Origin of the sequence: Micromonospora sp. DT227 (assembly GCF_049841835.1) — a bacterium.
In the GTDB taxonomy this organism is placed as follows: domain Bacteria; phylum Actinomycetota; class Actinomycetes; order Mycobacteriales; family Micromonosporaceae; genus Micromonospora.
Map to the genome: position 1 here is coordinate 84612 of NZ_JBNCLA010000011.1, position 21918 is coordinate 106529.

At 70.4% G+C, this 21918-nt stretch carries 17 protein-coding genes and 1 pseudogene; 8 read left to right on the forward strand and 10 right to left on the reverse strand.

Annotated elements, in window-relative coordinates:
- Positions 1 to 179: 179 nt before the first annotated feature.
- Both ACLQ2W_RS29160 and ACLQ2W_RS29165 read right to left on the reverse strand, forming a co-directional pair.
- On the reverse strand, positions 180 to 4394 hold the full coding sequence (locus ACLQ2W_RS29160) for an AAA family ATPase (RefSeq protein WP_425790482.1): 4215 nt from the start codon (positions 4392 to 4394) through the stop codon (positions 180 to 182).
- Positions 4391 to 5815: an esterase/lipase family protein gene (locus ACLQ2W_RS29165; RefSeq protein ID WP_425790484.1), complete on the reverse strand. Its 1425-nt coding sequence runs from the start codon at positions 5813 to 5815 to the stop codon at positions 4391 to 4393. Before ACLQ2W_RS29165 ends, ACLQ2W_RS29160 begins: the two co-directional genes overlap by 4 nt.
- 585 nt (positions 5816 to 6400) lie before the next feature.
- Here ACLQ2W_RS29165 and ACLQ2W_RS29170 point away from each other — a divergent pair.
- From ACLQ2W_RS29170 to ACLQ2W_RS29185, 4 genes and pseudogenes are all read left to right on the forward strand, one after another.
- On the forward strand, positions 6401 to 6526 hold the full coding sequence (locus tag ACLQ2W_RS29170; protein ID WP_425790486.1) for a hypothetical protein: 126 nt from the start codon (positions 6401 to 6403) through the stop codon (positions 6524 to 6526).
- Positions 6527 to 6949: 423 nt separating this feature from the next.
- Positions 6950 to 7048, forward strand: a pseudogene (locus ACLQ2W_RS29175) (DUF1883 domain-containing protein); the annotation flags it as partial.
- 1201 nt (positions 7049 to 8249) lie between these two features.
- The gene (locus ACLQ2W_RS29180; protein ID WP_425790488.1) at positions 8250 to 8660 is read left to right on the forward strand and encodes a hypothetical protein; all 411 of its coding nucleotides are present in this window, start codon (positions 8250 to 8252) and stop codon (positions 8658 to 8660) included.
- Positions 8661 to 9094: 434 nt separating this feature from the next.
- Entirely contained in the window at positions 9095 to 9556 is a 462-nt protein-coding gene (locus tag ACLQ2W_RS29185; RefSeq protein ID WP_425790490.1) for a hypothetical protein, read from the forward strand.
- A gap of 245 nt (positions 9557 to 9801) precedes the next feature.
- Here the strand turns inward: ACLQ2W_RS29185 and ACLQ2W_RS29190 are convergent, their stop codons facing one another.
- From ACLQ2W_RS29190 to ACLQ2W_RS29225, 8 genes are read right to left on the reverse strand one after another with little or no spacing between them, the layout of a single operon-like run.
- The gene (locus ACLQ2W_RS29190; RefSeq protein ID WP_425790492.1) at positions 9802 to 10734 is read right to left on the reverse strand and encodes an NAD(P)-dependent oxidoreductase; all 933 of its coding nucleotides are present in this window, start codon (positions 10732 to 10734) and stop codon (positions 9802 to 9804) included.
- Positions 10731 to 11585 carry a class II fructose-bisphosphate aldolase gene (locus tag ACLQ2W_RS29195; protein WP_425790494.1) on the reverse strand — a complete coding sequence of 285 codons (855 nt, stop codon included), beginning with the start codon at positions 11583 to 11585 and terminating at the stop codon, positions 10731 to 10733. The genes ACLQ2W_RS29190 and ACLQ2W_RS29195 overlap by 4 nt, the downstream gene beginning before the upstream one ends.
- 11 nt (positions 11586 to 11596) lie before the next feature.
- Positions 11597 to 13120 (reverse strand): xylulokinase, encoded by a 1524-nt coding sequence (locus ACLQ2W_RS29200; protein WP_425790496.1) that lies wholly within the window; start codon positions 13118 to 13120, stop codon positions 11597 to 11599.
- Positions 13117 to 14010 carry an SIS domain-containing protein gene (locus tag ACLQ2W_RS29205; RefSeq protein ID WP_425790498.1) on the reverse strand — a complete coding sequence of 298 codons (894 nt, stop codon included), beginning with the start codon at positions 14008 to 14010 and terminating at the stop codon, positions 13117 to 13119. The genes ACLQ2W_RS29200 and ACLQ2W_RS29205 overlap by 4 nt, the downstream gene beginning before the upstream one ends.
- Positions 14007 to 14834 carry an MBL fold metallo-hydrolase gene (locus ACLQ2W_RS29210; protein WP_425790500.1) on the reverse strand — a complete coding sequence of 276 codons (828 nt, stop codon included), beginning with the start codon at positions 14832 to 14834 and terminating at the stop codon, positions 14007 to 14009. The genes ACLQ2W_RS29205 and ACLQ2W_RS29210 overlap by 4 nt, the downstream gene beginning before the upstream one ends.
- The gene (locus ACLQ2W_RS29215; RefSeq protein ID WP_425790502.1) at positions 14831 to 15784 is read right to left on the reverse strand and encodes a hypothetical protein; all 954 of its coding nucleotides are present in this window, start codon (positions 15782 to 15784) and stop codon (positions 14831 to 14833) included. Before ACLQ2W_RS29215 ends, ACLQ2W_RS29210 begins: the two co-directional genes overlap by 4 nt.
- Entirely contained in the window at positions 15781 to 16473 is a 693-nt protein-coding gene (gene deoC, locus ACLQ2W_RS29220) for a deoxyribose-phosphate aldolase (RefSeq protein ID WP_425790504.1), read from the reverse strand. Before deoC ends, ACLQ2W_RS29215 begins: the two co-directional genes overlap by 4 nt.
- Positions 16460 to 17047 carry a glucose-6-phosphate isomerase family protein gene (locus ACLQ2W_RS29225; RefSeq protein ID WP_425790506.1) on the reverse strand — a complete coding sequence of 196 codons (588 nt, stop codon included), beginning with the start codon at positions 17045 to 17047 and terminating at the stop codon, positions 16460 to 16462. Before ACLQ2W_RS29225 ends, deoC begins: the two co-directional genes overlap by 14 nt.
- 364 nt (positions 17048 to 17411) lie before the next feature.
- Here ACLQ2W_RS29225 and ACLQ2W_RS29230 point away from each other — a divergent pair, with 364 nt between their 5' ends.
- From ACLQ2W_RS29230 to ACLQ2W_RS29245, 4 genes are read left to right on the forward strand one after another with little or no spacing between them, the layout of a single operon-like run.
- On the forward strand, positions 17412 to 18230 hold the full coding sequence (locus ACLQ2W_RS29230) for a DeoR/GlpR family DNA-binding transcription regulator (protein ID WP_425790508.1): 819 nt from the start codon (positions 17412 to 17414) through the stop codon (positions 18228 to 18230).
- Entirely contained in the window at positions 18227 to 19294 is a 1068-nt protein-coding gene (locus tag ACLQ2W_RS29235; RefSeq protein ID WP_425790510.1) for a sugar ABC transporter substrate-binding protein, read from the forward strand. Before ACLQ2W_RS29230 ends, ACLQ2W_RS29235 begins: the two co-directional genes overlap by 4 nt.
- A 13-nt stretch (positions 19295 to 19307) precedes the next feature.
- Complete coding sequence (locus tag ACLQ2W_RS29240) at positions 19308 to 20861, forward strand: sugar ABC transporter ATP-binding protein (protein WP_425790512.1); 1554 nt, start codon at positions 19308 to 19310, stop codon at positions 20859 to 20861.
- Complete coding sequence (locus tag ACLQ2W_RS29245; RefSeq protein ID WP_425790514.1) at positions 20858 to 21892, forward strand: ABC transporter permease; 1035 nt, start codon at positions 20858 to 20860, stop codon at positions 21890 to 21892. Before ACLQ2W_RS29240 ends, ACLQ2W_RS29245 begins: the two co-directional genes overlap by 4 nt.
- Positions 21893 to 21918 lie beyond the last annotated feature (26 nt).

The following is a 21918-nucleotide window of genomic DNA, read 5'->3' on the forward strand; positions in this document are numbered from 1 at the left end:
GCTGCCCCTTGTCAGCGGCATATGAGGGCGCGCTGCTGCGGCGACGCGAGAGTGCCTCCGGCATTCAGAGGGCGGCGATTAAGGTGGGAGCTCGTTCTTGCAGAGCCAGTAGGCGTGGATTGGACATTCAATTGACGCAAGTTGCCGGTCAACCTGCTGTCGCTCTCGAGCTGACCTGCTCATGGCGACAGGCCGAGCCGTATGGCGAAGAACGCGGACCGCCCGACGGCGACCAGCGTGTCGCCGGCCCGGGTCAGGGTCGTGACCTCCGTGTCTACCGCGAGGTTGGTCGTCTCGTCGCGATCCACATCCCAGATCTTGATCGTCTGATCGTGGCTAGCGATCGCGAGCTTCGTCCGCCCGTCCGGGGCAGGGAGCGCCGCCAGAGCCGAGATCTCCAAGTTCCGGTCGGTTCGGAACTTGCTGACCACGCCGCCGCTATCGAGATCCCACACTCGCACGGTGCCGTTGTCGCTGGCGGACGCGAGCCGATCCCCGCCGCCGGGCCGTGGTAATGCAGCCAGCGCGCTGATCGAACCTCGGTTCCCGGTTAGCGGCGGCGCGGCCGGCCTGCCAGTCTCGAGGTTCCAAAGCAGGATAGTGCCGTCGTTTCCGGCTGAGGCGAAAGTAGCCCTGCCGTTACGGTCGCGTACCACTGCAATCGCGCGGATCAAATCTTGGTGGCCGATCAGCGATTTCCCGGCGCCACGTGCGGAATCGAGGACCCGGACCCAGATCTTGGCGGAATCGGCGACCGCCAGGATGGTCTGCCCGTCGGGGCCGACGAGCGCCGCCATCGCCCTGCAAGGGCCCGATCCGACATGCCACGAGTTGTACATCCGCCAGGCGGGGTCCGGCCTCCAGATCGCAACGTTGCCCTCATTGGTGACGGATGCGAGCCCTGTAGGCCCGGGCGAGCCCGGTAAGGCCGTGAGCGCATGGATCGAGCTGTCCCGGCCATGGCCGTCCCACTCCGCCGCGACGGTCTCGCCAGTGTCGGCCCGTATGATCTGTATCCGGCCCTTGTACCCGGCGAACGCCACCTCCACACGCCGGTCAGGGCCGGGAAGCGCAGCGAGCGCCAGCGGGGGCCTCGTGGCACCGTGCCACGGTTGATCGACCGGCACGGTGGCGTCGATGTGCCAGAGTCGGATGATGCCGTCGTTACCGGCGGACACCAGTTGGGCACGCCCGTCCGGGCCGACGATCCCCGCTAGCGTGCGAATCGGGCCGGTGTGGACCAACCAGGACCGGACGTTGTGCCAACTGTCGTCCGCCCGCCGGATCAGGATCCCGCCGTCCTCGCCGGCCGAGACCAACCGGAGCTCCCCGGAAGCGCCGGCCAGCACCGCCAGCGCCCGCACCGGCCCCTTGTGTCCTACCGAGCCGGCCAGCCAGTTCCCGCTGTCGGCGTCCCAGACAGACACCGTTCCGTCGTAACTGGCGGATGCCAATTGAGGGCGCCCATCGGCATCGTGCAACGTCGCCAGCGCTTGGATCGGACCGTCATGGGCCTGCCACGGATTTCGTACGCGATCGCCGGTCACGCCATCCCACACGAGAATCACACCTTGCCGATCGGCGGAGGCCAGCCGGACCTGACCGTCGGTGCCACGGAACACCGTCAGTGCCCTGACGGCGCTCGTATGACCGACGCAGCTGGCGATCGGCCGCCGGGAATCGACATCCCATAGCAGGATCTTCTTGTCGTATCCGGCCGACGCCAGCAGAACCCGCCGGTCCCGGTCCCGCCAGGTCTTCAAGGTCAGGATGCCGCCGCTATGGCCGGTCAAGGGAGGACAGATCTGGGTGCCCGTGTCAGCGTCCCAGATTCTGATCGTGCAATCGTCTCCTGCGGAGTACACCCGAACGCCCCGGCCAGGCTCCGCCGATGTCGCGAGTGCCCACACACCGCCGACGTGGCCAGTCCAGGGATGGCCGAAGGGCTGACCGGTTGCCACGTCCCAGATCCGAATGGCGCCGTCGTTGCCGGCGGAGGCCAGCAACGGACCGCCGGTGGCGTCGCTCAGCACGGCAAGAGCCTGGATCGGCGCGGCGTGCCCCCGCAGGATCGCGTGGACGGGGTGGTTCTCCAGCAGCGCCCAGCGGAGATGCCAGGCGGAGCCGGGCGTCACTGGCTCACCCGTGAAGGACCTGCGGCCAAAGTACCGAGCCTCCGCCAGTTGGCGCGTGGCCTGACGATGGGCTGGCGGCGTGGCGATGATCTGCGCCCGGGTGACAACGATTCCGGCAAGCGGTGACGGAAGATTCTCCATCGGCACGGCACCCGCCGCGATCACCAGGCTGACCGGATCTAGCCGATCGACGACGTGCGGGTACTCGGCCAGCCTCCGGAGGCCCTCGATGCCCACCACTCCGGCGTGCTGCGCCAGGTGAAGCCGAACGTACGGGTTGAGCCGATCAGGCTGCCGGTCGGCATGACGCAGAAGCGCGTCGAGGACGTGTGCGCGCTGCGCGCCGTGATCGAAGTCGGTCTCGCTCTGGAAATGTTCCTGAAAGGTCCGGTGCGCCAGCCGGTAGACGGACTGTTCTGCCTCGGCATCGACCATGAGGTACGGTGCCGCGTCGCGCAACAGCCCGGCGACGGTGGCGTCGGTTACCTTGTTCACGGCTTCGATCGCCGTGCACACGAGCGCCCAAATCCCGTCCCGGATCGGCAGACCACGTCCCAGTCCAATCGCCAGCGCCCGCAGCAGCGCCGGATACGCCCGATTTCGCTGCCCGATCCGCCGCACCGCAGTAGCGAAGAGGTTCCTGTGGTCGCCGTTGATCAGCCCGTCGAGCTCACCAGCTCGCTCGGCGCCCAGCAGTTCGGGGCGTGCCGCGATCTCGTGGACCGCGAGACGGGCGAAGAGGAACTGCGGCACCCGGGATGCGACGGCACTCGCGATCCTTTCGACATCCGCCGTCGGGGCGGCGGCACCGGCCAGACCGGACAGCCGGCGGGTCACGTACCGGCCCAACGCAGCGGGGTCGCGTTCGACAGAGACGACGACGGCAGAGAGGCCACCCGCGCGAAGGGCGTTTAGCAGGTTCTCGTCGGGCGCTCGAGGAAGGTCGGGACCTTCGTTTGTGGAGCGGCGGGTCCCTACGACCAGCCGCACACCAGGTACGCGCGCCGCGGCGAGCAAGGCTTGGGTCACCTCGAACGGCTGCTGCGCCTCGTCGAGAGCGTCGGCGAGCACCGTACGCGGACCTGTGGCCGTCAGGGCCGACATCAGCCAGGCGATCCGGCCGGCGAGCGTATCGGTCCCGGCCGGCGGTGCGCCCAGCCCGAGGTCATCGGCGAGGCGGACGACGACCTGCTCGACATTGAGGCCGGTGAGAAGGATTGCCGCGTCGAACACGTCGGCCGGCGGTCGCTGGTCGGCGGGTATGCGGCCGGCGAGGCGGTGGCGTTCGAGCGCGGCTGTCAGCCGCGGCTGCGACTGTGTGAGCACCTGGCCAAGCAGCGCGGACTTGCCGCTCCCGGGCGGCCCCGTGACTACGAGCATGCCGGTCTCGCTCGCCCGCAGCCAGGCGGCGACGCGCCGCTGCTCGTCTGCGCGGCCCTCGAAGTACCACGGGAGCTCACCGGTTTCCGCTCCCTGCGCCTTGGGCAGGAAGTGCCGTCGTTGGTCCTCCGTCAGGTCGGCCAGGAGCAGCTTGAGCTCGTCGTCGATGTCGACGGTGATCGGCGGCGCGGCAATGGGCGGGAGGTCCCGGATGAGTACGTCGGTTGCCGGGATCCGGCGGTAGACGACATGGCAGCCGGGCAACACGCGGTCGAGCTCGCGGCCGAGGCTGAACAGCTCGATTTCCCGCTGGACGCGGAAGGTGTTCTCGAGGCTGCGGCTCAACGCGTCCGTGAACCGGCCGAGATCGGTGGCACCTTCGCCGGAGACGCCTACCAGCAGCAGTCGCCGCGGGCTGTGCGGCATCGAGGCCAGCTCGGACTCGACCAGTTCGATGAAGCGGGCCGAGTGGCAGGCCTCGACAACGATCATTGACCAGCTTGCGCTGCGCGCCTGTCGCTCGGCGACCTTGTCCGCGAGGACCGGCGGCTGGAGCCCGTCAACGCCGACCCGAGCGGGACTGGACCAGTGCGCCAGCGAGGCACTCACCGTGTCGGACCAGCCGTGGCCGACCCAGTACAGCACTGTGTTGCGGTCCGTGTCGGTGCTCGTCCATTCGTTAAGGCGGTCGCGTATGGCGTCGGCGCCGCGCTGGTCCATCGGGACCGGCCAGGCTACGTCGCGCCCGCCGAACGCTGTGAGGATGCGGACCAGTCGTTCGATCTCAGCGTCGACTCCCGGCAGATCTGGCAGGCCGGAATCCCGGTAGGTGGCGAAACCCATCGCGAACACCGCAAGTGGCGGCGCACTCTCGGTCATGAAGGATCGGCCACGAGGAGCAACTGGGTCACGGAGCCGTACCCGCCGCCGGCGAGCTCGACCCGGTAGAGACCGGGCCCGGCTAGGGCGAGGATGGCGTGCCAGCGGCCGTTGCGGGATTCGATCGGGGCCATGCCGATCATGCGTCCGGTCGCTGCTTCGAGGACGCGACATACGGCGTCGCGGGGCCCATCGATGCCTGTCACCCGGGCCGCAACCAACTCGCCAGGAAAGACAATGTCTGGCAGCTCCAGGCCGAGCGCGCCGCCCGCGAGCGGCGGCCCGAGCCGGTCGAGATCCTGTTCGGAGATCACTCCGCGAACCAGCGTGCAGGCCTCGTCGGTGCGCGCCAGCGCCCCGTGTTGCTGCGGCAGGTACGTATGGGCCGGCCCCGAGGCGTCGAGCGAGGCCGCGCGGCGATAGACTGTGCCGTCGCCGCCCTCATCGACCCACCGGACGCCGTCGGCCTGGTCGATCCACAGGCCCTCGTGCGCGGTAATCTCGCCGTCGTCCAGCCGGATGCTCTGCCGGGTGGGCTGGAACGCGCCGACCACATTGCGGTGACCGGGTAGCGGCACGTCGCGCATGTCGTGGTGCATGGCGAACGCGGCCCGGGTCAGCTCGGCGTCCGCGCCCAAGGCTACGGCGTCCGCCTCGGTCAGCCGGCGCCCGGACGTACCTTGGTCGACAGACCGATAGGTGGGCAGCAGGTCATGTAGCCCCGGAAGCGTGGACGCTAGGTGGCGTACGCCCTCGTCAGCGTCGCTCCGCCAAGTTCTCGTGAGTGGCCGCCGAGCCGGCAGTGGCGTACCCCGGCCGCTATTGAGCAGCACGGCGGCCTTGACCGATCCGTAGAACGGAGTGCCGAGCGTCACCGTTGCGCGCACCTCTGCCGCAAGCCCTTCGTCACGGGCGAGCCAGCGGGCGAGCAGGCCGCCCATCGAATGCGCGACGACGACGAGTTGGGCCGCTCGCCCGGACGGGTGCCCGCGGCGCGTGCGGTCATGGCGGGGATCGGCGCGCCACGCCGTCAACGCCTTGCTGGCCTCCTCCGCGAGTCGCCCGCCATTGTGGGCCACCGGAAGTCGCCAGTCATAGCCGAACTCGACGATCTGCGCGTCGGGGAAGTAGACGGCTTCGCGGGCCGCGTCGATCAGTCGCTGATACGGTTCGAAGCCGGCGAAGACCCGCGCGAAGGCGGGAAAACGCAGCATCCGGCCGGGAACGACGCGGCCGTAGCGCCCTTGCCGTTCATCGTCCGTTAGGCTCAGCGCCGCCAGGCCGGCCCCGGTGCTCCACGCCCGTACGTACCAGCGGAGGTCGCGTAGGCCCCAGAGCGTGGCACCGCTGTCCGCATCGAGCAGCTCGCTGCCCATGATCCCAGGCACAAGAATCACGACGTCGTGCGTGCGGACGGTCATGACATCGAACATAACGGCCCAGACGCTCGGGATCCCTCGCCCGGACGGGCCTGAGGTTTCCCCGGTTTGCCGGAGGGCTGGCTACCTGGCGCCGGTGGGCTCAGGCTGAGCGGTAGTCGTCTCGTACTGTCGGGCCTGGCGGGCGTGCCAGGCGGTTTCGTACTCGTCTGGGGATCGCCAGCCGAGGTTTTCGAGGCATTGACGACGATCGGGCAGCCCCGGGCAGCCGGCGAATTGCTGGACACGGCTGAGGTCTCGCGCGCGATACACCCCACGAGTCGCTGCGAACCCCGCACCTGCTAGAGCTGGCCGACCTGACCGCTGCGCTGAGGAACATCGAGCGGGCGGAGGCCATCGCCCTTACGGCGGAGCGGCTCGCCGTGGAAATCCTGGATGACGATTCCCGGACCTCTATCGTGATGAGAATCATCGATCAAGCATGTGAGACGGAGAATCTTGATCACGCCGAGCAGATCGCTCGGACGATCCCCGCATCGGTCTGATAGTTCGATTCGATCGATCCCCTCCGGGACTTGGTCTTCGCCGAGGTTGCTGGGGAGCTAGGACGGGCTGGAGAACTCGACCGTGCCGAACGTCTCGTTCGCGAGGTCGACCGGGATTTCGAACGGATGGGCGATGGTGCAGCTGGTCGATGATGACGCGGAGGCCGACGACCTCGGTCGCGCCGAACGCCTCGGGCAGGACATCTGAGGGCCGCTGCCGCGAGATGGCGACCGCGCACTTGGCGACACCGCGGCCCAGCGGCGCCAGAGCGTCCGGTCAAGGCCGGACTCCGACCAACCTCACCTCGCAGATCCGGATCTCAGGCGAGACAGACCGGAGATCGGCTCGGCGCATGCTCACCCAGTCCTTAGCGAACGAACTCTGGGCCAACGTGGGGCTGATCGTCGGTGAAGCATTCCCTACCGTCGTGCGCGCCCTCGCGGACCAGATCCGACGGTCCCTGGCTGACTGAGCTGAGCCCTTCGCCTTCTACTGCGCGGCGGATGAGCAGCTTGGCTGCCTGAGTCCGCCCGCCGGCACGCCAGTCTTACGACGGCGTGGACGGATCTGCTGGCAAACTCCCACACGGACAGGCTGGACAGCATGTATGCGAGTCGCTACTACTAGCTCATGGAGCACTTGTACTGGGATCTCGGATCTGTTGCTGGCGGTGCCCAGTTCGAGGTAGGCCTGCGCGGCTCGACGGCGAGGGTCTGTCTCATGGACAGTGAGCACTATCAGGCATATCTAGACGGTGACGAGTACGAGTACCACGGCGGCTTTGGGACGTCAGCCCTGTCGTGCTTGAGGTGCCTTACGACGAATACTGGTATCTCGTCGTCGACAGCAACGCCCGGCGGATCAGCGTCGAAGTCGCCCAGATCTTCGACTGACCGCCTGGATCACCCGGTGCCGCATCAACAGCTACCGACGATCGGTGGCCATCCTGACCCTCAGGCGTCTGCTGCGTTGAACAGGTCGGCTAGCTGTCGTGAGCGCCCTGCCCGATTGACCTCAAAGCAAGGGTGGGCGTTACGGGACATCCGTTAGTGGCCACAGGCGGATGGAGTACTGCTCCAACGCGTCCAGGCCTTGCCATGCCTCGGTCGTTGCCGTCAACCCTTGCCTGAGCGCTTCTTCGGCTACCTGTCGTGCTGCCTCTTGAACGTCGGCGCGCCCGAGGTGACCGACGGCGACGCCGTAGGTTCCTGAGCCTGCGGGGAGTCGGAGGTGGGGCAGGTCCGGCATCGTTGCGGGATCAGCGTCGAGAGCGACGACGCCGGTGGGAAGGAGGAGCCGCACGTGTTCTTCCCATTGCCAGGGCCCGTCGGCGGTCGGGGCCTCGGCTAGGGCTTCGACTCGTACGTGGGGTCGTGTGTATTGGTGGGCGCAGCGGATCAGTAGCACCGACCCGGCGGCGGAAACGCGTCGGCCGGCTCGGCTGCCGGGGATGCGTGATGCCTCGAAGGCGGGTCGCTGGTGTGGCGGCGTGTCCGCGGCGACGTCCCGTAGGAGGAAGAGGCCGTTGTCGGTGGGCAGTACGGTCTCCAGCGTCGTGTCGTCATCCCGCTCGGTGTAGCCATGTGCGAGTAGCGCGGCCAGGAGCTGCGTGTCCCATGTCCGCTCATCGGCGTCGCGCCATCGGTGTTGCCGTGGGCACTGCCAGTTCGGTACCGGTTCTTCGGGGAGGAAGCACCCGCCGAGCGCAAGTTCGCCTGCGGCTGCGGCCTTCCTGGCTTCGGGCGCTGGGAGGCCGAAGAGCAGAGGGACGCCCTCGGCGTGGCAGTCGGGACAACTCGGAATCACCTCGTCACGGTACCGAGCCCACCTCATCTCGACCCCTCACAGCGCTTGCTTTCTCTGCCCGTCCCGTGGGTTGTCGTCGATCTCTACGGTGTGGTTGGGGGTGTACGGCAGGGGAGGGGCAGTCATGGGCATCTGCGTCGTGTGTCGGGCGGATCAGCGCACGGTTGTGTTCATCAGCCGCTGGGGCGTCCCGCACGGTGCCTCGGGGCATCAGGTCAACTATCGCTGGACCAGCGTGGTGGCCTGCCCGGAGTGTGGGGCTGGCCTTCTGGTGCACTTCGATCACGATTGCTTCCACCCGCCCTGGGAGGAGCCGTGGGACATGGATTGGTCGTGGCCCGTCGACGCCGGCGGGGTCCAGCGGCTGACGTCTGCCATCGTCGGGTGCCCTGACCCGCTGCAGCCGTCCTGCGAATGTCCCGCGCACCGCAGGTTGCGCGACACCACCGAGCGACCGCCACCGCGTGAGGTCCCGGTGACGATCGCGTTGACCGAGGACGGGCTGCCGCAAGTCCGGCCGGTACACGACCTATGAAGCCGGCAGGGCCGGTCGATAGACGGTCAGACGTGGCGGACGTTCAACCTTCGGCCCCCCGTTTACCCCCCGAAAACTCAGGCCAAATGTTGGCGAAGGGTGATAGAGGTCGGTAAGGCTCTAGTGACGTCCTTGCAGCTCAACGACCACCTCGGGCAAGTAATGACAAGTCCACTTCGGCTACTTTCCGTTACAAGGGGTCGTCGGTTCGAATCCGGCCGTCCCGACAGCGAGAGGGTTTCCACAGGTCAGCGACCTGCGGAAGCCCTCTTTTCATTGCTCGGCATGAATGCCCGGTCTAGCACGCCGCTGTTGGACTCCTTGACTCGGGCAGGTTGTCATGCCGCTACTGGATCTTCAGAAGCTCACCTCGGGACTGTCCCGGAACTGGGCTGGGCTCCTCCGCGATCGAGACCCGGTCCGCGTCGACCGCGTTGAACAAGCACAAGGGACTGCAGCAGTTCTTCAGGAGGCTGTTGGTCGACGAGCAGGCCATCGACCGCTCGCCGATGGAGCGGGTACGGCAGCCGAAGACACCCCGCAAGCTGATCCCGGTCATGCGCGACGAGGACACCGGCAAGCTTCTCGATGCGTGCAAGGGCAAGAGCTTCGCCAACCTCCGCGACGAGGCGCTGATCCGGTTGTACTGCAACGCTGGCGGGTCTCGACGAGGTCACATTCCGGAGGTATCCCCGGGCGGCGCCGTCGCTCTTGGACATCCGGTTGGCCTTGGCCGAGGGAGTAGCCACGGCGTGCATACACCGGGCCATCCTGCCCGACCCGCCACTGGAAGTCATGCCGCCCTCTCATCCACAACAGACCTTCTTGAGGACGATTACCTGGCCGTCGACCTGCATGTCCGGCATGGTTCGGTATCAACAGGCGGATGCCGGTAGGCCAGCTAGTTCACTGGGGGTCGAGGGGGCGTCGGTTCGAATCCGGCCGTCCCGACAGCACGAAAGGAGGCCGTCGACCGGGATATGGCCGTCGCGGTCCTCGTGACACTCGGCGCGGCCGTCTCGACCCGGCTGCGGCAGCGCACCCGAGCCTGACCGACCGAAGGGCTGCAAGCCGGCGCCCCGGGTGAAACTCGGCGTTCGCTCCACGACGCCGGGGACCGAAGAACGCCATCGACGCATCGTCACCTGCCGGTGGCCGGCGTGCCGAGCGCGGCGAGCAGGTTCTCCACCGCCGCCTCGGAGGCCCGCCGGACGCTCTCGGTGGTGGCCGCGCCCAGGTGGGGCGTGGCCACCACCCGGGGGTGTCGCAGCAGCTCCGACGGCTCCGGCGGTTCACGGTCGAAGGCGTCCACCGAGTAGAGCGCGATCCGGCCGGCGGTCAGCTCGACCAGCAGCGCCGCCTCGTCGACAAGCGTCGACCGGGCGGTGTTGAGCAGCACGGCGTCGTCGCGGAGCAGGGCGAGTTCGGCCGCGCCGAGCAGGGGGCCCGCCGGGTCCGGTGGCACGTGCAGCGACACCACCTCGCTGGTGCGCAGCACTTCCGCCAGCGGCAGCAGCGCGACGCCCTCACCGTCGGTGACGAACGGGTCGTGCGCCACCACCCGCATGCCCAGGCCCTGGGCCAGGCCCGCCAGGCGACGGCCGATCGCGCCGAAACCGACCACGCCGAGGGTACGGTCGGCCGCCTCCCGCCCGGTGTGGCGTCGCCACTGCCCCTCCCGCAGTGCGTCGGCCGCCTCGGGCAGGCCACGCAGTCCCATCAGGGCCAGGGCCAGGGCGAGTTCGGCAACTCCCTGCGCGTTGGCGCCCCGGGCGGTGAGCACCCTGATCCCGGCGGCCTCGGCGGCGGCGGTGTCGATGGCGTCGCTGCCCGCGCCGTTGCGGCTGATCGCCCGCAGCGCGTCGGCGTGCGCCAGCACGTCGGCGCCGATCGGCTCCACCCCGGCGATCCATCCGACGACGCCCGGTACGGCGGCGGTGAGTTCCCCGGTGGTGGGCTGCCGGCCGGGGGCGGGGGTAACGACGGTGTAACCGGCCGCCCGGAGCCGGCGAACCGCAGGCGCGTCGGGCACCGACATCGAGCGGGGAGTGACCAGCACTCGGGGCGTGGTCACGACAGCGCCGCCGTGGTCTGCGGGCCGAGCAGCCGCAGCAGCCGCTCGACCTCGGCGGCCATCGCGTCCCGGGCCGGCGCGACGTAGGCGCGGGCATCCAGCAGCTTCGGATCGGCGTCGAGCCGGTCGCGGATCTCGCGGGTGAAGACCTTGTTCAGGTGGGTGGCAATGTTGATCTTCGTCATGCCGCGGATGACCGCGGTGCGCAGCGTGTCGTCGTCCACCCCGGAGGAACCGTGCAGCACCAGCGGCACCGGAACCGCCTTGGCGAGCGCGGCGACCAGGTCCAGGTCGAGGACCGCGTCGCGGGAGGCCATGGCGTGCGCGGTGCCCACGGCCACGGCCAACGAGTCCACCCCGGTGTCGGCACAAAAGCGGCGGGCCTGGGCGGGGTCGGTGCGTACCCCGGGCGCGTGCACCCCGTCCTTGCCGCCAATCTCGCCCAGCTCGGCCTCGACGGCGACCCCGTGCGCGTGGCAGAAGGACACCACCTGCGCGGTGGTCGCACGGTTCTCGTCGTCGGGCAGGCGGGAGCCGTCGAACATCACCGAGGTGAAGCCGAGGTCGACCGCCTGGTGCACCAGTTCGACGCTCTCCGCGTGGTCGAGGTGCAGCACCACCGGCACGGCCGCCGACTCGGCCAGCGCGAGCGAGGCCAGCGCCAGCGGGCGCAGTCCGCCGTGGTAGCGGACGGCGTTCTCGCTGATCTGCACCACCAGCGGTGCGTCGGCCGCCTCGGCGCCGGCCACCAGGGCCTCGGTGTGTTCCAGCAGGGTGGTGTTGAAGGCCCCGACGCCGTGCCGCGCGGAACGCGCGGCAGCGAGGATGGGTCGTGGATCGGCGAGGGGCATGGTGTATCTCCCTAGGGTGTTCGGTGCGGTGTTTCTTGGGCGGTCGGTGTGGTTGCGGCGTGCGCCCGGGTGGCGGCGCGGGCGGCGTCGAAGCGGGCCCGGGGCAGGGCGTACGCCTCGACCAGTTCGGGCCGGGGTGCCACCCGCAGCGCCGGGCGCCGGGCGGTGTGCAGGGGCGTGCTGTCCGGCCAGCCGCCGACGCCCAGCAGCGCCAGGGCGGCGGCGCCGAGCGCGGCGCCGTGCTGGGCGTCGTCCGGACGGTGCACCGGTCGGCCGATCAGGTCGGCCAGCACCTGCAACAGCAGCCCGGCCCGGGCCCCGCCGCCGGTGGCGCTGATCGGCGTTCCGGCGGGGGCCGGCGTGAGCATCCCGGCGGCGGCGTCGGCGAGGCTGAACCCGATCCCCTCGACCAGCGCGCGGACCAGGTCGGCGGGGGTGTGCCCGAGGTCGAGCCCGAGGAACGCCCCGCGCACCCCGGGTCCGCCCTCGGCGACGGTGCCGCCGGCCAGGGTGGGCACGCAGGTGAGACCGTTCGCGCCGACCGGCGCGGCGGCGGCGTCGTCGAGCAGCCCGCCGAGGTCGCCGTCCCGGCCGAGCAGCCCGGCCAGCCAGGTCAGGCTGCTGCCTCCGCCGAAGGTGGACAGGGCCGAGACGTAGAGGCCGGGCAGGACGTGGTCGAAGACGAATGGCCGGTTGGACGGGTCGAGCACCGGCTCGCTCCCGGCCACGGTGACCCAGTTCGAGGAGCCGAGCGAGAGGTACGCCTCGCCGGGGCGGTCCAGCCCGGCCCCGAGCGCCATGCAGGAGTTGTCCACCCCGCCGGCGACCACCGGCACTCCGGCCGGCAGCCCGGTGACAGCTGCCGCCTCGGGCGTGACCCGCCCGATCACCGTGGCGGCCGGCACGACCTCCGGCCACCAGTCGGCCGGCAGGTCGAGGGCGGCCAGCACCTCGGGCAGCATGCGACGCTCCCGCAGGTCGTAGGCGCCGCTGCCGGAGGCGTAGCTCGCGTCGGTGACCAGGGCGCCGGTGAGCCGGGCGTTGATCCAGTCCTTGCTGCCCAGCACCCGGGTGGTCCGGCCGGCGACGTCCGGCCGCGCCGTACGCAGCCAGGCCGCCTTGAACACGGTGTACATGCCGCGCGGGAAACCGTTGCCGGTGCGGGCGTACCAGCTCGTCTCGTCGGCGGTGGTGAAGTAGCCGGCGGCGGCCTCTTCGCCGCGGGTGTCCGACCAGATCGGCACCGCCGGAAGCAGCGGCTCGCCGGCCGCGTCCACCGGCACCATGGCCAGGCTGTGCCCGGAGAGTCCGACCGCGACCACCCGGTGCCGGCCGGCGTCGGCGGTCAGCAGCTCCCGGGCGGAGGAGACGACCGCGTCCCACCAGTCGGCCGGGCGCTGCTCGTGCCGGCCCGGCGCCGGATAGGACGTGGGGTACGCGGCGAAGGCGGTCCGCACCACCCGGGCGTCAAGGTTGACCAGGGCGGCCTTGCAGCCGCCGGTGCCGAGGTCGAAGGCGAGCGCGACGTCGGTCATGACCGGCCCCGCCGGTTCGGGTCGAGGATCATCTCGTGGTGCAGCCCGGAGCGCATTTGCGACAGCCGGGTCTTCATGGTCCGGATGTCGGACAGCGCCGGCTCACCCCGGCGCAGCAGCACCATGGTGGCCAGGGCGTCGATGACGACGAGTTGTGCCAGCCGGGAGATGGTGGGGGTGTAGACGTCGGTGTTGTCCAGCGACTCCACCACCAGCGCCACGGTGCTCAGCTCGGCCAGCGGTGACGGGCCACCGGTGATCCCGACGACGGTGGCGCCCCGTTCCCGGGCCACCCGGACGGTGTCCAGGATGGAGACGGTGCGGCCGGTGTTGGAGATGGCCACCAGCACGGTCGACGGGGTGCTCACCGACGCGGCGAGGAACTGCTGGTGGGTGTCGATCGGCGCGGAGCAGGCGGCGCCGAAGAGCGGGAACTTCTGCTCGGCATCCATCGCCACGATGCCGGAGGCGCCCAGGCCGATGAAGACGATCCGGTCGGCGGCGGCCAGTGCCTCCGCCGCCGCCTCCAGCGCGGCCAGGTCGAGGTGGCGTCGGACGTGGTCCAGCGAGGTGATCGAGAAGTCGAAGATCTTGCTGACCGTGGTGGCGGTGTCGTCCCGCGCCTCGATCACCGACTGGGTCGCCGGGATGCCGAGGGCGACGCTCTGCGCGAGCGCGATGCGGAAGTCGTGGAAGCCGTCGCAGCCGATCGCGTTGGCGAACCGGACGATGGTGGGCTGGCTGACGCCGACCGCCTCGGCGAGTTCGGCCAGGGTCATCCGGACCACCGCGTGCGGGTCGGCCAGCACCACGTCGGCGACCTTCCGCTCGGAGCGGCGCAGGTTCTCCAGGCTGTTGCTGATCTTGGCCAGGACGGGTCCGTCGCTCATCGTCCACCCGCCCGGGTGCCGGTCAGGTCGAGGTCGCCGCCGTGCTCGGGTACGCGCACGGCCACCCCGCGCCGGGCGGCGGCATGCTGGTCGAAGGTGCTCGGATCGACGGTGTTGAAGGCAAACATGCCCCAATGATGTGGGACGAGGGTGCGGATCCCGGTACGGGCGCACAGGTCGACGGCCTCGCGGAAGGTGAAGTTGCCGGGCACCCCGTTGGCCAGCCGGTGTGCGTCACGGCCGTTGACCGGCAGCAGCGCCACGTCGATGCCGAGACCACGCAGCCGGTCGGCCTGACCGGGCCAGGGCGCGCAGTCCCCGGAGTGGTAGACGCGCACCCCGCCGGCCTCGATGACGTAGCCGAGGAAGTGGTCGGCGCCGTCGGCGTCGCGTTGCCGCTGCTCGTGCGCGGCCGGCACCGCGGTGACCGTGAACGGGCCGTACCGGACGCGGTCGCCGTCGGCGAGACCGTCGAGGCGGGACGGGGCCACGCCGCCGCGCTGGACCGCCTCGGTCAGCACCGGTCGGGGGCAGGCCAGCCGGAGCCGGGGCTGGGCGGCCAGCAGCGGGGTGAGGGTGTCCGGGTCCATGTGGTCGGTGTGCGCGTGTGAGCAGAGCACGCCGGCCAGCGCCGGCAGGCCGGCCACGTCGACCGGGGCCGGTCGCAGCCGCAGGTGCGGGAAGACGGTGCCGGCGTACTTGGCGGCCAGCGAGTCCGACAGGTACGGGTCGACGAGCAGGTGCGCGTCGGTGCCCGCCTCCCGGTCGTCGGCGAGGGTGAGCCAGAAGCCGGCCTGTCCCAGCCAGCGCGCCCGCAGGGTCACCGCACCCCCTGCGCCGCGTCGTCGAGCCGGTCGAACTCGGGCCCGCTGGTCGGCAGGCCCAGGTCGAAGACCGCGTCGATGGCCCGGGTCCAGCCGTGTACGAAATAGTGCCAGCCGTCGCTGACGGTCAGCGCGTCGGCCTGGGCGCGGGCCCGTGCCTGGCGCAGGAAGTCCAGCTCGCCGCGGTAGTTGAACTCCCAGGCGTACCCGCCGTGCGGGAACCGCGCCGCGTCGCTCAGCGGTGAGCCGGGGCGGTCCTTGCCCATGCCGGTGGCGTTGACCACCAGCGCGCCCGGGGCCAGCTCGGCCAGGAGCGCGTCGTGCACCTCGCCGAGGGCGAAGCGACGGGTCTGCCAGGAGATCGCCGGGTCGCCGGCGCCGACACCCTCGGCGAGGGCGGCGAGCCGGTCGGCGGAGATGTCGGTGACCACCACCCGGGCGGGCGCGGCGGCGCCGGCCCGGTGGGCGAAGTAGTCGCAGAGCGCCAGCGCCGCTCCGCCGGCCCCCATCACCAGCACGTCGCGTCCGGCCAGGTCGGCGACGATCGCCTCCAGCGCGAGCCGGCTGGTCACGGTGTCCAGGGCCAGCCCGTCGATCGCGCCGTCGCGGGCCACCAGGGCACTGACCTCGCCCAGCCGGGCGGCGTCGTCGTTGACCGTGCGCAGCAGGTCCCGGCAGGAGGCGTAGAGGTCGATCTTGTGGGTGGTGACCAGTGCGCCCCGGGACAGCTCGTCGTCACGCAGGTGCGCGACCACCCGCCGGTAGGTCTCCGGGTCCGCACCGACCGGCACGTCGATGCCGACCAGGTCGACGTCGTCCAGGCCGAGCAGGGGACGCCAGGCGGCGAAGACCCGGTGCACCGCCGAGGACCCGGTGCTGACCCCGATGAAGTACATGGTGGGTCGGCGTGCCGGCCGCAGCGTGTCCGGGGTCAGGGTCTCGCGGGTCACCGTCCCGCCTCCCCGGCCTCGCCGACCAGCCGTACGGCGTGGGCGGTGTTGATGCCGAAGCGGGTGGCCCCGGCGGCGCGCAACGCCTGGATCTGGTCGAGCGACCGGATGCCGCCGGAAGCCTTGATCTCCCGCTCCGGCCCGCCGACCTCGCGCAGTACGCGCACGTGCTCCTCGGTGGTGGCGACGCCCTGCCAGCCGGTGCCGGTCTTGAGTGACTGCGCGCCGGCCGCGACGGCCGCCCCGGCGGCGGCCCGGAGCTGATCGGCGTCGAGCAGCCCGACCTCCAGGATCACCTTCACCGGCACCCGCCCGTCGACGGCGTCGAGCACGGCGGCGACGTCCCGGGTGGCGGCGGCCAGTTCGCCGGAGCGAAGCAGGCCGATGTTCATCACCACGTCCATCTCCTGGACCCCGGCGTCGAGCAGCCAGCGCGCCTCGGTCACCTTGACCGGGGTGGCCGAGCCGCCGGAGGGGAAGCCGACCGGGGAGCCGGCGTTGGTGGTCGAGCCGGTCAGTAGTTCGCGGAGCAGGGGCAGCCATGAGGGGAGCACGTGGGCGGCGATGAAGTCGCCGGACAGCGCGTGCCGGGCCAACTCCTCGACGTCGGCCCGGCCGTGCTGGGCCTGTACGGCGCTGATGTCGACCATCCGGGCCAGCGCGTGCCCGGTCAGCTCAGCGGGGGACATAGCCGTCGTTCTCCGCCAGCCGCCAGCCGTCGCCGTCGGCGTCGGCGACCGCCCGGTGCCGCATCCCGCCGGCGCGGGCGATGATGTCGTAGTCCTGCCCGGCGTCGGCCGGGTAGCAGAAGAGGGTGACCAGGTCGGTGTCGCCGACGTTGACGCTGCGGTGGATGTGCACCGGCGGCACGTATGCGACGACGCCCGGCCGCAGCTCGGTCACCACGGTCTGTCCGTCGAGCGTCTCCATCAGCATCAGCCCGTGCCCGGACAGGCAGTGGTAGATCTCGGTGCGGTCGTGTTGGGCGTGGATGTGGCCCCGGGTCATGTGGAACTCCGCGCCGACCCGACCGGGGGAGAGCGTCGAAATGCCGGTGATCAGGTCGCCGTCCGCGGTCGAGGGTCGGAACTCGTCGACGTGGTAGACCACCCGGTCGGCGTCGGTGGTCAGCCGGGCGGCGAACGCCGTCTCGTCGGCGAAGAGCCCACCGAGGTCGGCGAGGCGCTTCTCGTACCGGCCGGTGCGGCCGGTCAGGCCCTCGGGAGTGATGACCAGGCCGGGGCCTGGCTGCGGGTTGGTCACCGTGTTCCTCCTGCTCGCCGGAGACGTCGGCCCGAAGTGGCACGCCGCTCGGATTGCTTTGTAGCAAATCTACAAGCTTTTGTCACCCTCTCGCGGTGAGGGTGCCTGCGACATGTAGTAAACCTCCTATCCGGGCAGCAAGTACGCAGTCACGGCCCAGGTATCAGTCGGTCATAAAGAGCAAAAAGCGTAAACGGGAGTAGCCAAGCTACCTGCTGTGTGTGCTCAGGGGAACGTGCCAGAAACTTCCCGTTGACTTTGCGAAACCCGGATGTAGTGTTGCTCCCCAAGCTGGGTGTGCCAAGTCACCGGACCGCACAGCTGATGTGGGAACCCACCGCGCTCGCCGGAAGGAGGCGTCGCAATGAACCCGGCCGACCGACGCCTGGAGATCGCGGACCTGGTGCGTGTCACCGGCCGCGTCGACGCGGCCACGCTCTCCGCGCGCTTCGCGGTCAACGCCGAGACCATCCGGCGGGACCTGAAGGTGCTGGAAAACGCCGGTGAGCTGCGTCGGATCCACGGCGGCGCGGTCGCGTACGGCACCCTCGCCGTCGAGGACAGGGTCGCCGGTCGGCTCTCCCAGCGGCGCGTGGAGAAGCGGGCCATCGCACGGGCGGCCCTGGCCGAGATCCCCCCGTTCGGTGCCGTCTTCATCGAGGCCGGCTCCACCACCGGTCACCTTGCCGGGCTGATCCCGGACCGGGGAGACCTGCTGATCGTCACCAACGCCCTGCAGATCGCCCTCGAACTGACCGACCGGTCGCGCTCCACCGTGATGACGATCGGCGGTCGGGTGCGCCCGGCCAGCTACGCCGAGGTCGACGCCTGGGCCCTCGCCCGTCTCGCCGACCTTCGCTTCGATGTCGCCTTCGTCGGCACGAACGCCCTCGACCCCGGCTGGGGGCTCTCCACGCCGGACCCGGCCGAGGCCGCCGTCAAGGCGGCGGTGCTCGCCTCCGCGCAGAAGGCGGTGCTGATGGTCGACCACACCAAGTTCGGCCTCCGGGCCGCCTGCCGATACGGCGCGGTCGAAGACGTCGACCTCATCGTCACCGACTCCGGCGTCGACGACGCGAGCCTGGCCGACCTGCGTACCCGTGGGGTCGCCGTCCGCCTCGCCGAGCCGCACGCCGCCGATGTTCGCCCCGTCCCTCGTCCCACCCCCCTGGAGGAACTGTGAAATACCGGACCCGCGGCAGGGTGCTCAGCCGCAGCGTCGCCGTCCTTCTCGCCGTCACCCTCGCCACCGCGGCCTGCGGGGGCGGCGGTGACAACGCCGCCAGCGGCGAGCCGACCGACCCGATCGAGGGCCGCCCGGTCCCGACCGACCAGGCACCGGACAAGGAAGTCCGGATCGCCATGATCGGCTTCGCCAACAACCCGTACTGGGTGTCGGTCAAGAGCGGCGCCGACTACGCCAACCGGGTGCTCGCCAACCGCAAGGGCAAGGTCGACTGGATCGTCGCCGGCGAGAACATCGACGTGCAGACCGTCTCCGGCGCCATCCGCGCCGCCGACGCCCAGGGCTACGACGGCGTGGGCTTCTTCATCGCCGGCGAGGGCAACTGCACCGACATCAAGACGCTCTCCGGCAAGGGCAAGCAGATGGGTGCCTACAACACGCTGTTCGAGTGCGTGGAGACCTCCGGCGGCACCGTCGCCTACGCGCAGGAGCAGTACAAGGCCGGCAAGCTCGCGGCCGAGGAGATGGTCAAGGCAGCCGGCGGCAAGGCTGGCAAGGTCGGCATCATCGTCAGCCAGTTCACCGCGCCCGGCTCCGAGCAGCGTCGGCAGGGCTTCGTCGACGGCCTCCAGGGCTCCTCGCTGACCCCGATCAACCAGGGCGTCGAGGCCCGCGACTCCGCGTCGAACACGTTCGCCGCCGCGCAGAACTACCTGCAGTCCAACGCCGACCTGGTCGGCATCTACGCCACCGCCGGCGGCCCGTTCGGCGCGGCCCAGGCCGTCGCCGCCGCCAACAAGCAGGACAGCGTCAAGGTCATCGGCTACGACATCACCGCGGAGAACATCGAGGCGATCAAGAACGGCTCGATGTACGGCGTGATCGGCCAGGACGCCTTCGGGCAGGGCTACAACGTGGCGATCCAGCTCTACAACGCCGCGGTGACCGGCGACAAGCCGAGCCCCGTCCTGCAGGAGGCCAACGCGCCGTTCGTGACCAAGCAGAACCTGGCCCAGCACGACCCGTCGGAACTGTCTCCCGGCGCCCCCGGCGCCTCCTGATCGGGATCCACTCATGACATCCACGTCCCCCGTGGGCGACGTCCGGTCGGCGGCCCTGGTGGCCGCCGGCCTGACGAAGTCCTTCGGCGCGGTCCGGGCTCTGCGCGACGTGTCGCTGGAGTTCCCGGCCGGCCAGGTGACCGGGCTGCTCGGCGAGAACGGCGCCGGGAAGTCCACCCTGATCCGACTCTGCTCCGGGCAGATGCAAGCGGACAGCGGTCGGCTCGTCCTCGACGGCCGGGAGGTGTCCTTCGGCTCTCCGTTGGAGGCGATCGCCGCCGGTGTCGTGGTGGTGAACCAGGAACCGCTGCTGATCGGCGAGCTCACAATCGCCGACAACCTGTTCCTCTACGACCTCGGTGAGCGGCCCGCCTACGGCCTCGCGCAGCGGGGACGCAACGTGCAGCGGGCCCGGGAGCTGTTGGCCCGGCTCCAGATGGCCGACTACCTGCCCGACCCGGCGACCATCTGCCGGGACCTCTCGGCCGCCTCCCGACAGATGGTGGACATCGTCCGGGCGCTGTCCCGGCAGCCGAGGGTGCTCTTCCTGGACGAACCGAATTCCAGCCTCACCCACGAGGAGTCCGAGCGGCTCTTCGCGGTGATGGGCCGGCTGCGTGACGAGGGCGTGGCGGTGGTGCTGGTCAGCCACCGGCTCGCCGAGGTCTACTCGATCGTCGACAACGTGATCGTCCTGCGGGACGGCACTTTCGTCGCGGCCGGTCCGCCCGCCGAGATCGACCAGCAGCGCGCGGTGGCCCTGATGGCCGGCGAACGCAAGACCAAGGTCGTCTCCGAGGTGGTCGCCGACCGCGCCCCCGCGCCCCGCCAGGCCGAGGTCGCCCTCGAACTGGCCGGCCTGACCGGCGAGGGCTTCACCGATGTCGGCTTCGCCGTCCGCAAGGGCGAGATCGTGGGCATGGCCGGGCTGGTGGGCGCGGGGCGTACCGAGATTGCCGAGGCGGTCGTCGGGTTGCGTCCGATCAGCCGGGGCGGGATCAGCCTCGGCGGTCGTCGGGTGTACATCGGCAACCCCGGCCGGGCGCAGCGCCTCGGCGTCGCCTACGTCGCCGAGGAACGACGTACCGAGGTCTTCCACGCCCAGGACGTCGGCTACAACCTCGTCGTCCGGATCCTGTCCAACCTGGGCCGTCTCGGCTGGGTCTCCGGCCGCCGGGCCGCCGCCCAGGCCCGTGAACTGGCCCAGCGCTTCGGGGTCAAGGCCGCCTCCACGGAGGCGCCGATCACCTCCCTCTCCGGCGGCAACCAGCAGAAGGTGCTGCTGGCCCGGGCCCTGGCCGCCCGACCCAGGGTCCTGATCCTCGACGAGCCGACCCGGGGCGTCGACGTCGGCACCAAGGCCGAGATCTACGCCGCCCTCCGGGCCCTGGCCCACGACGAGGGCCTCGCCGTCTGGTTCATCTCCTCCGAGTTGGAGGAGGTCGTCGAGTTGGCCGACCGGGTGGTCGTCATCCGGAACGGCCGGCTGACCCTGGACGCCCCGAACACCGCCGGACCCACCCCCATCGTCGCCGCCGCCATGGGCGCTACCGAAGGAACAGAATGAAGGCCACAGTCGCGCAGCGGCAGGAGCGTTCCTGGAAGGACGGCGCCCTGTCCCTGGTCAAACGGCAGGAAACCGGGCTGCTCGGTGTCATCATCGTGCTCGCCCTGCTGGTCAGCCTCGCCAACGAGAACTTCCTGCGCAAGGACAACCTCTACAACGTCCTGCAGACCGTCGTCGTGGTCGGCATCATCGCCGTCGGCCAGACGTTCGTGCTCATCGCCAAGGAGATCGACCTCTCGGTCGGCTCGGTGCTGGCACTCTCGGCGGTCAGCGCCGGCGCGGCCTACGGCAACGGGGTGAACCCGTGGCTGGCGATGGCCATCGGCATCGGCGTCGGCGCGCTCTCCGGCTTCGCGGTCGGCAGCGTCGTCGTCCTCGGCCGGGTGAGTTCGTTCATCGTCACCCTCGGCATGCTCTCCATCGCCCGAGGACTGACCCAGCTGCTCACCGGCGGGCTACCCCAGTCCATGCCGAGCGAGCTGTCCTTTATCGGGCAGGGCCGGGTCTTCGGCGGTATCCCGATCAGCGTGATCATCTTCCTGGTGCTGGTCGTCCTCGGTCAGCTCCTGCTCACCCGTACCGTCTTCGGCCTGCGGGTCACCGCGATCGGCGACAACGACGCCGCCGCGCGTACCGGCGGCATCCCGGTCGGCCGTACCCGGATCCTCACCTTCGTCCTGATCGGCACCCTGGCCGGCGTCGCGGGCATCGTCTTCGCCACCCAGGTCGGCGTCGCCGAAGCCCAGGCCGGCATGGGGTACGAGCTGGACGTCATCGCCGCGGCGGTGATCGGTGGGGCCAGCCTCTCCGGCGGCCGGGGCTCGATCATCGGCGCCTTCCTCGGCGCCTGCCTGCTCGGGGTGCTGCGCAACGCCTTCATCCTGCTCGCCCTCTCGCCGTTCCTCCAGCAGCTCAGCATCGGCCTGGTCATCGTGCTGGCTGCGCTGTTCGACCAGTGGCGGCAGGGCAACCTGCGGCACCTGAGCCCGGCCCGGCTGCGCCAGCGCCTCGTCGCCCGGCAGAAGGCCTGACCACCACCCTCGACCGTCAAGGACAC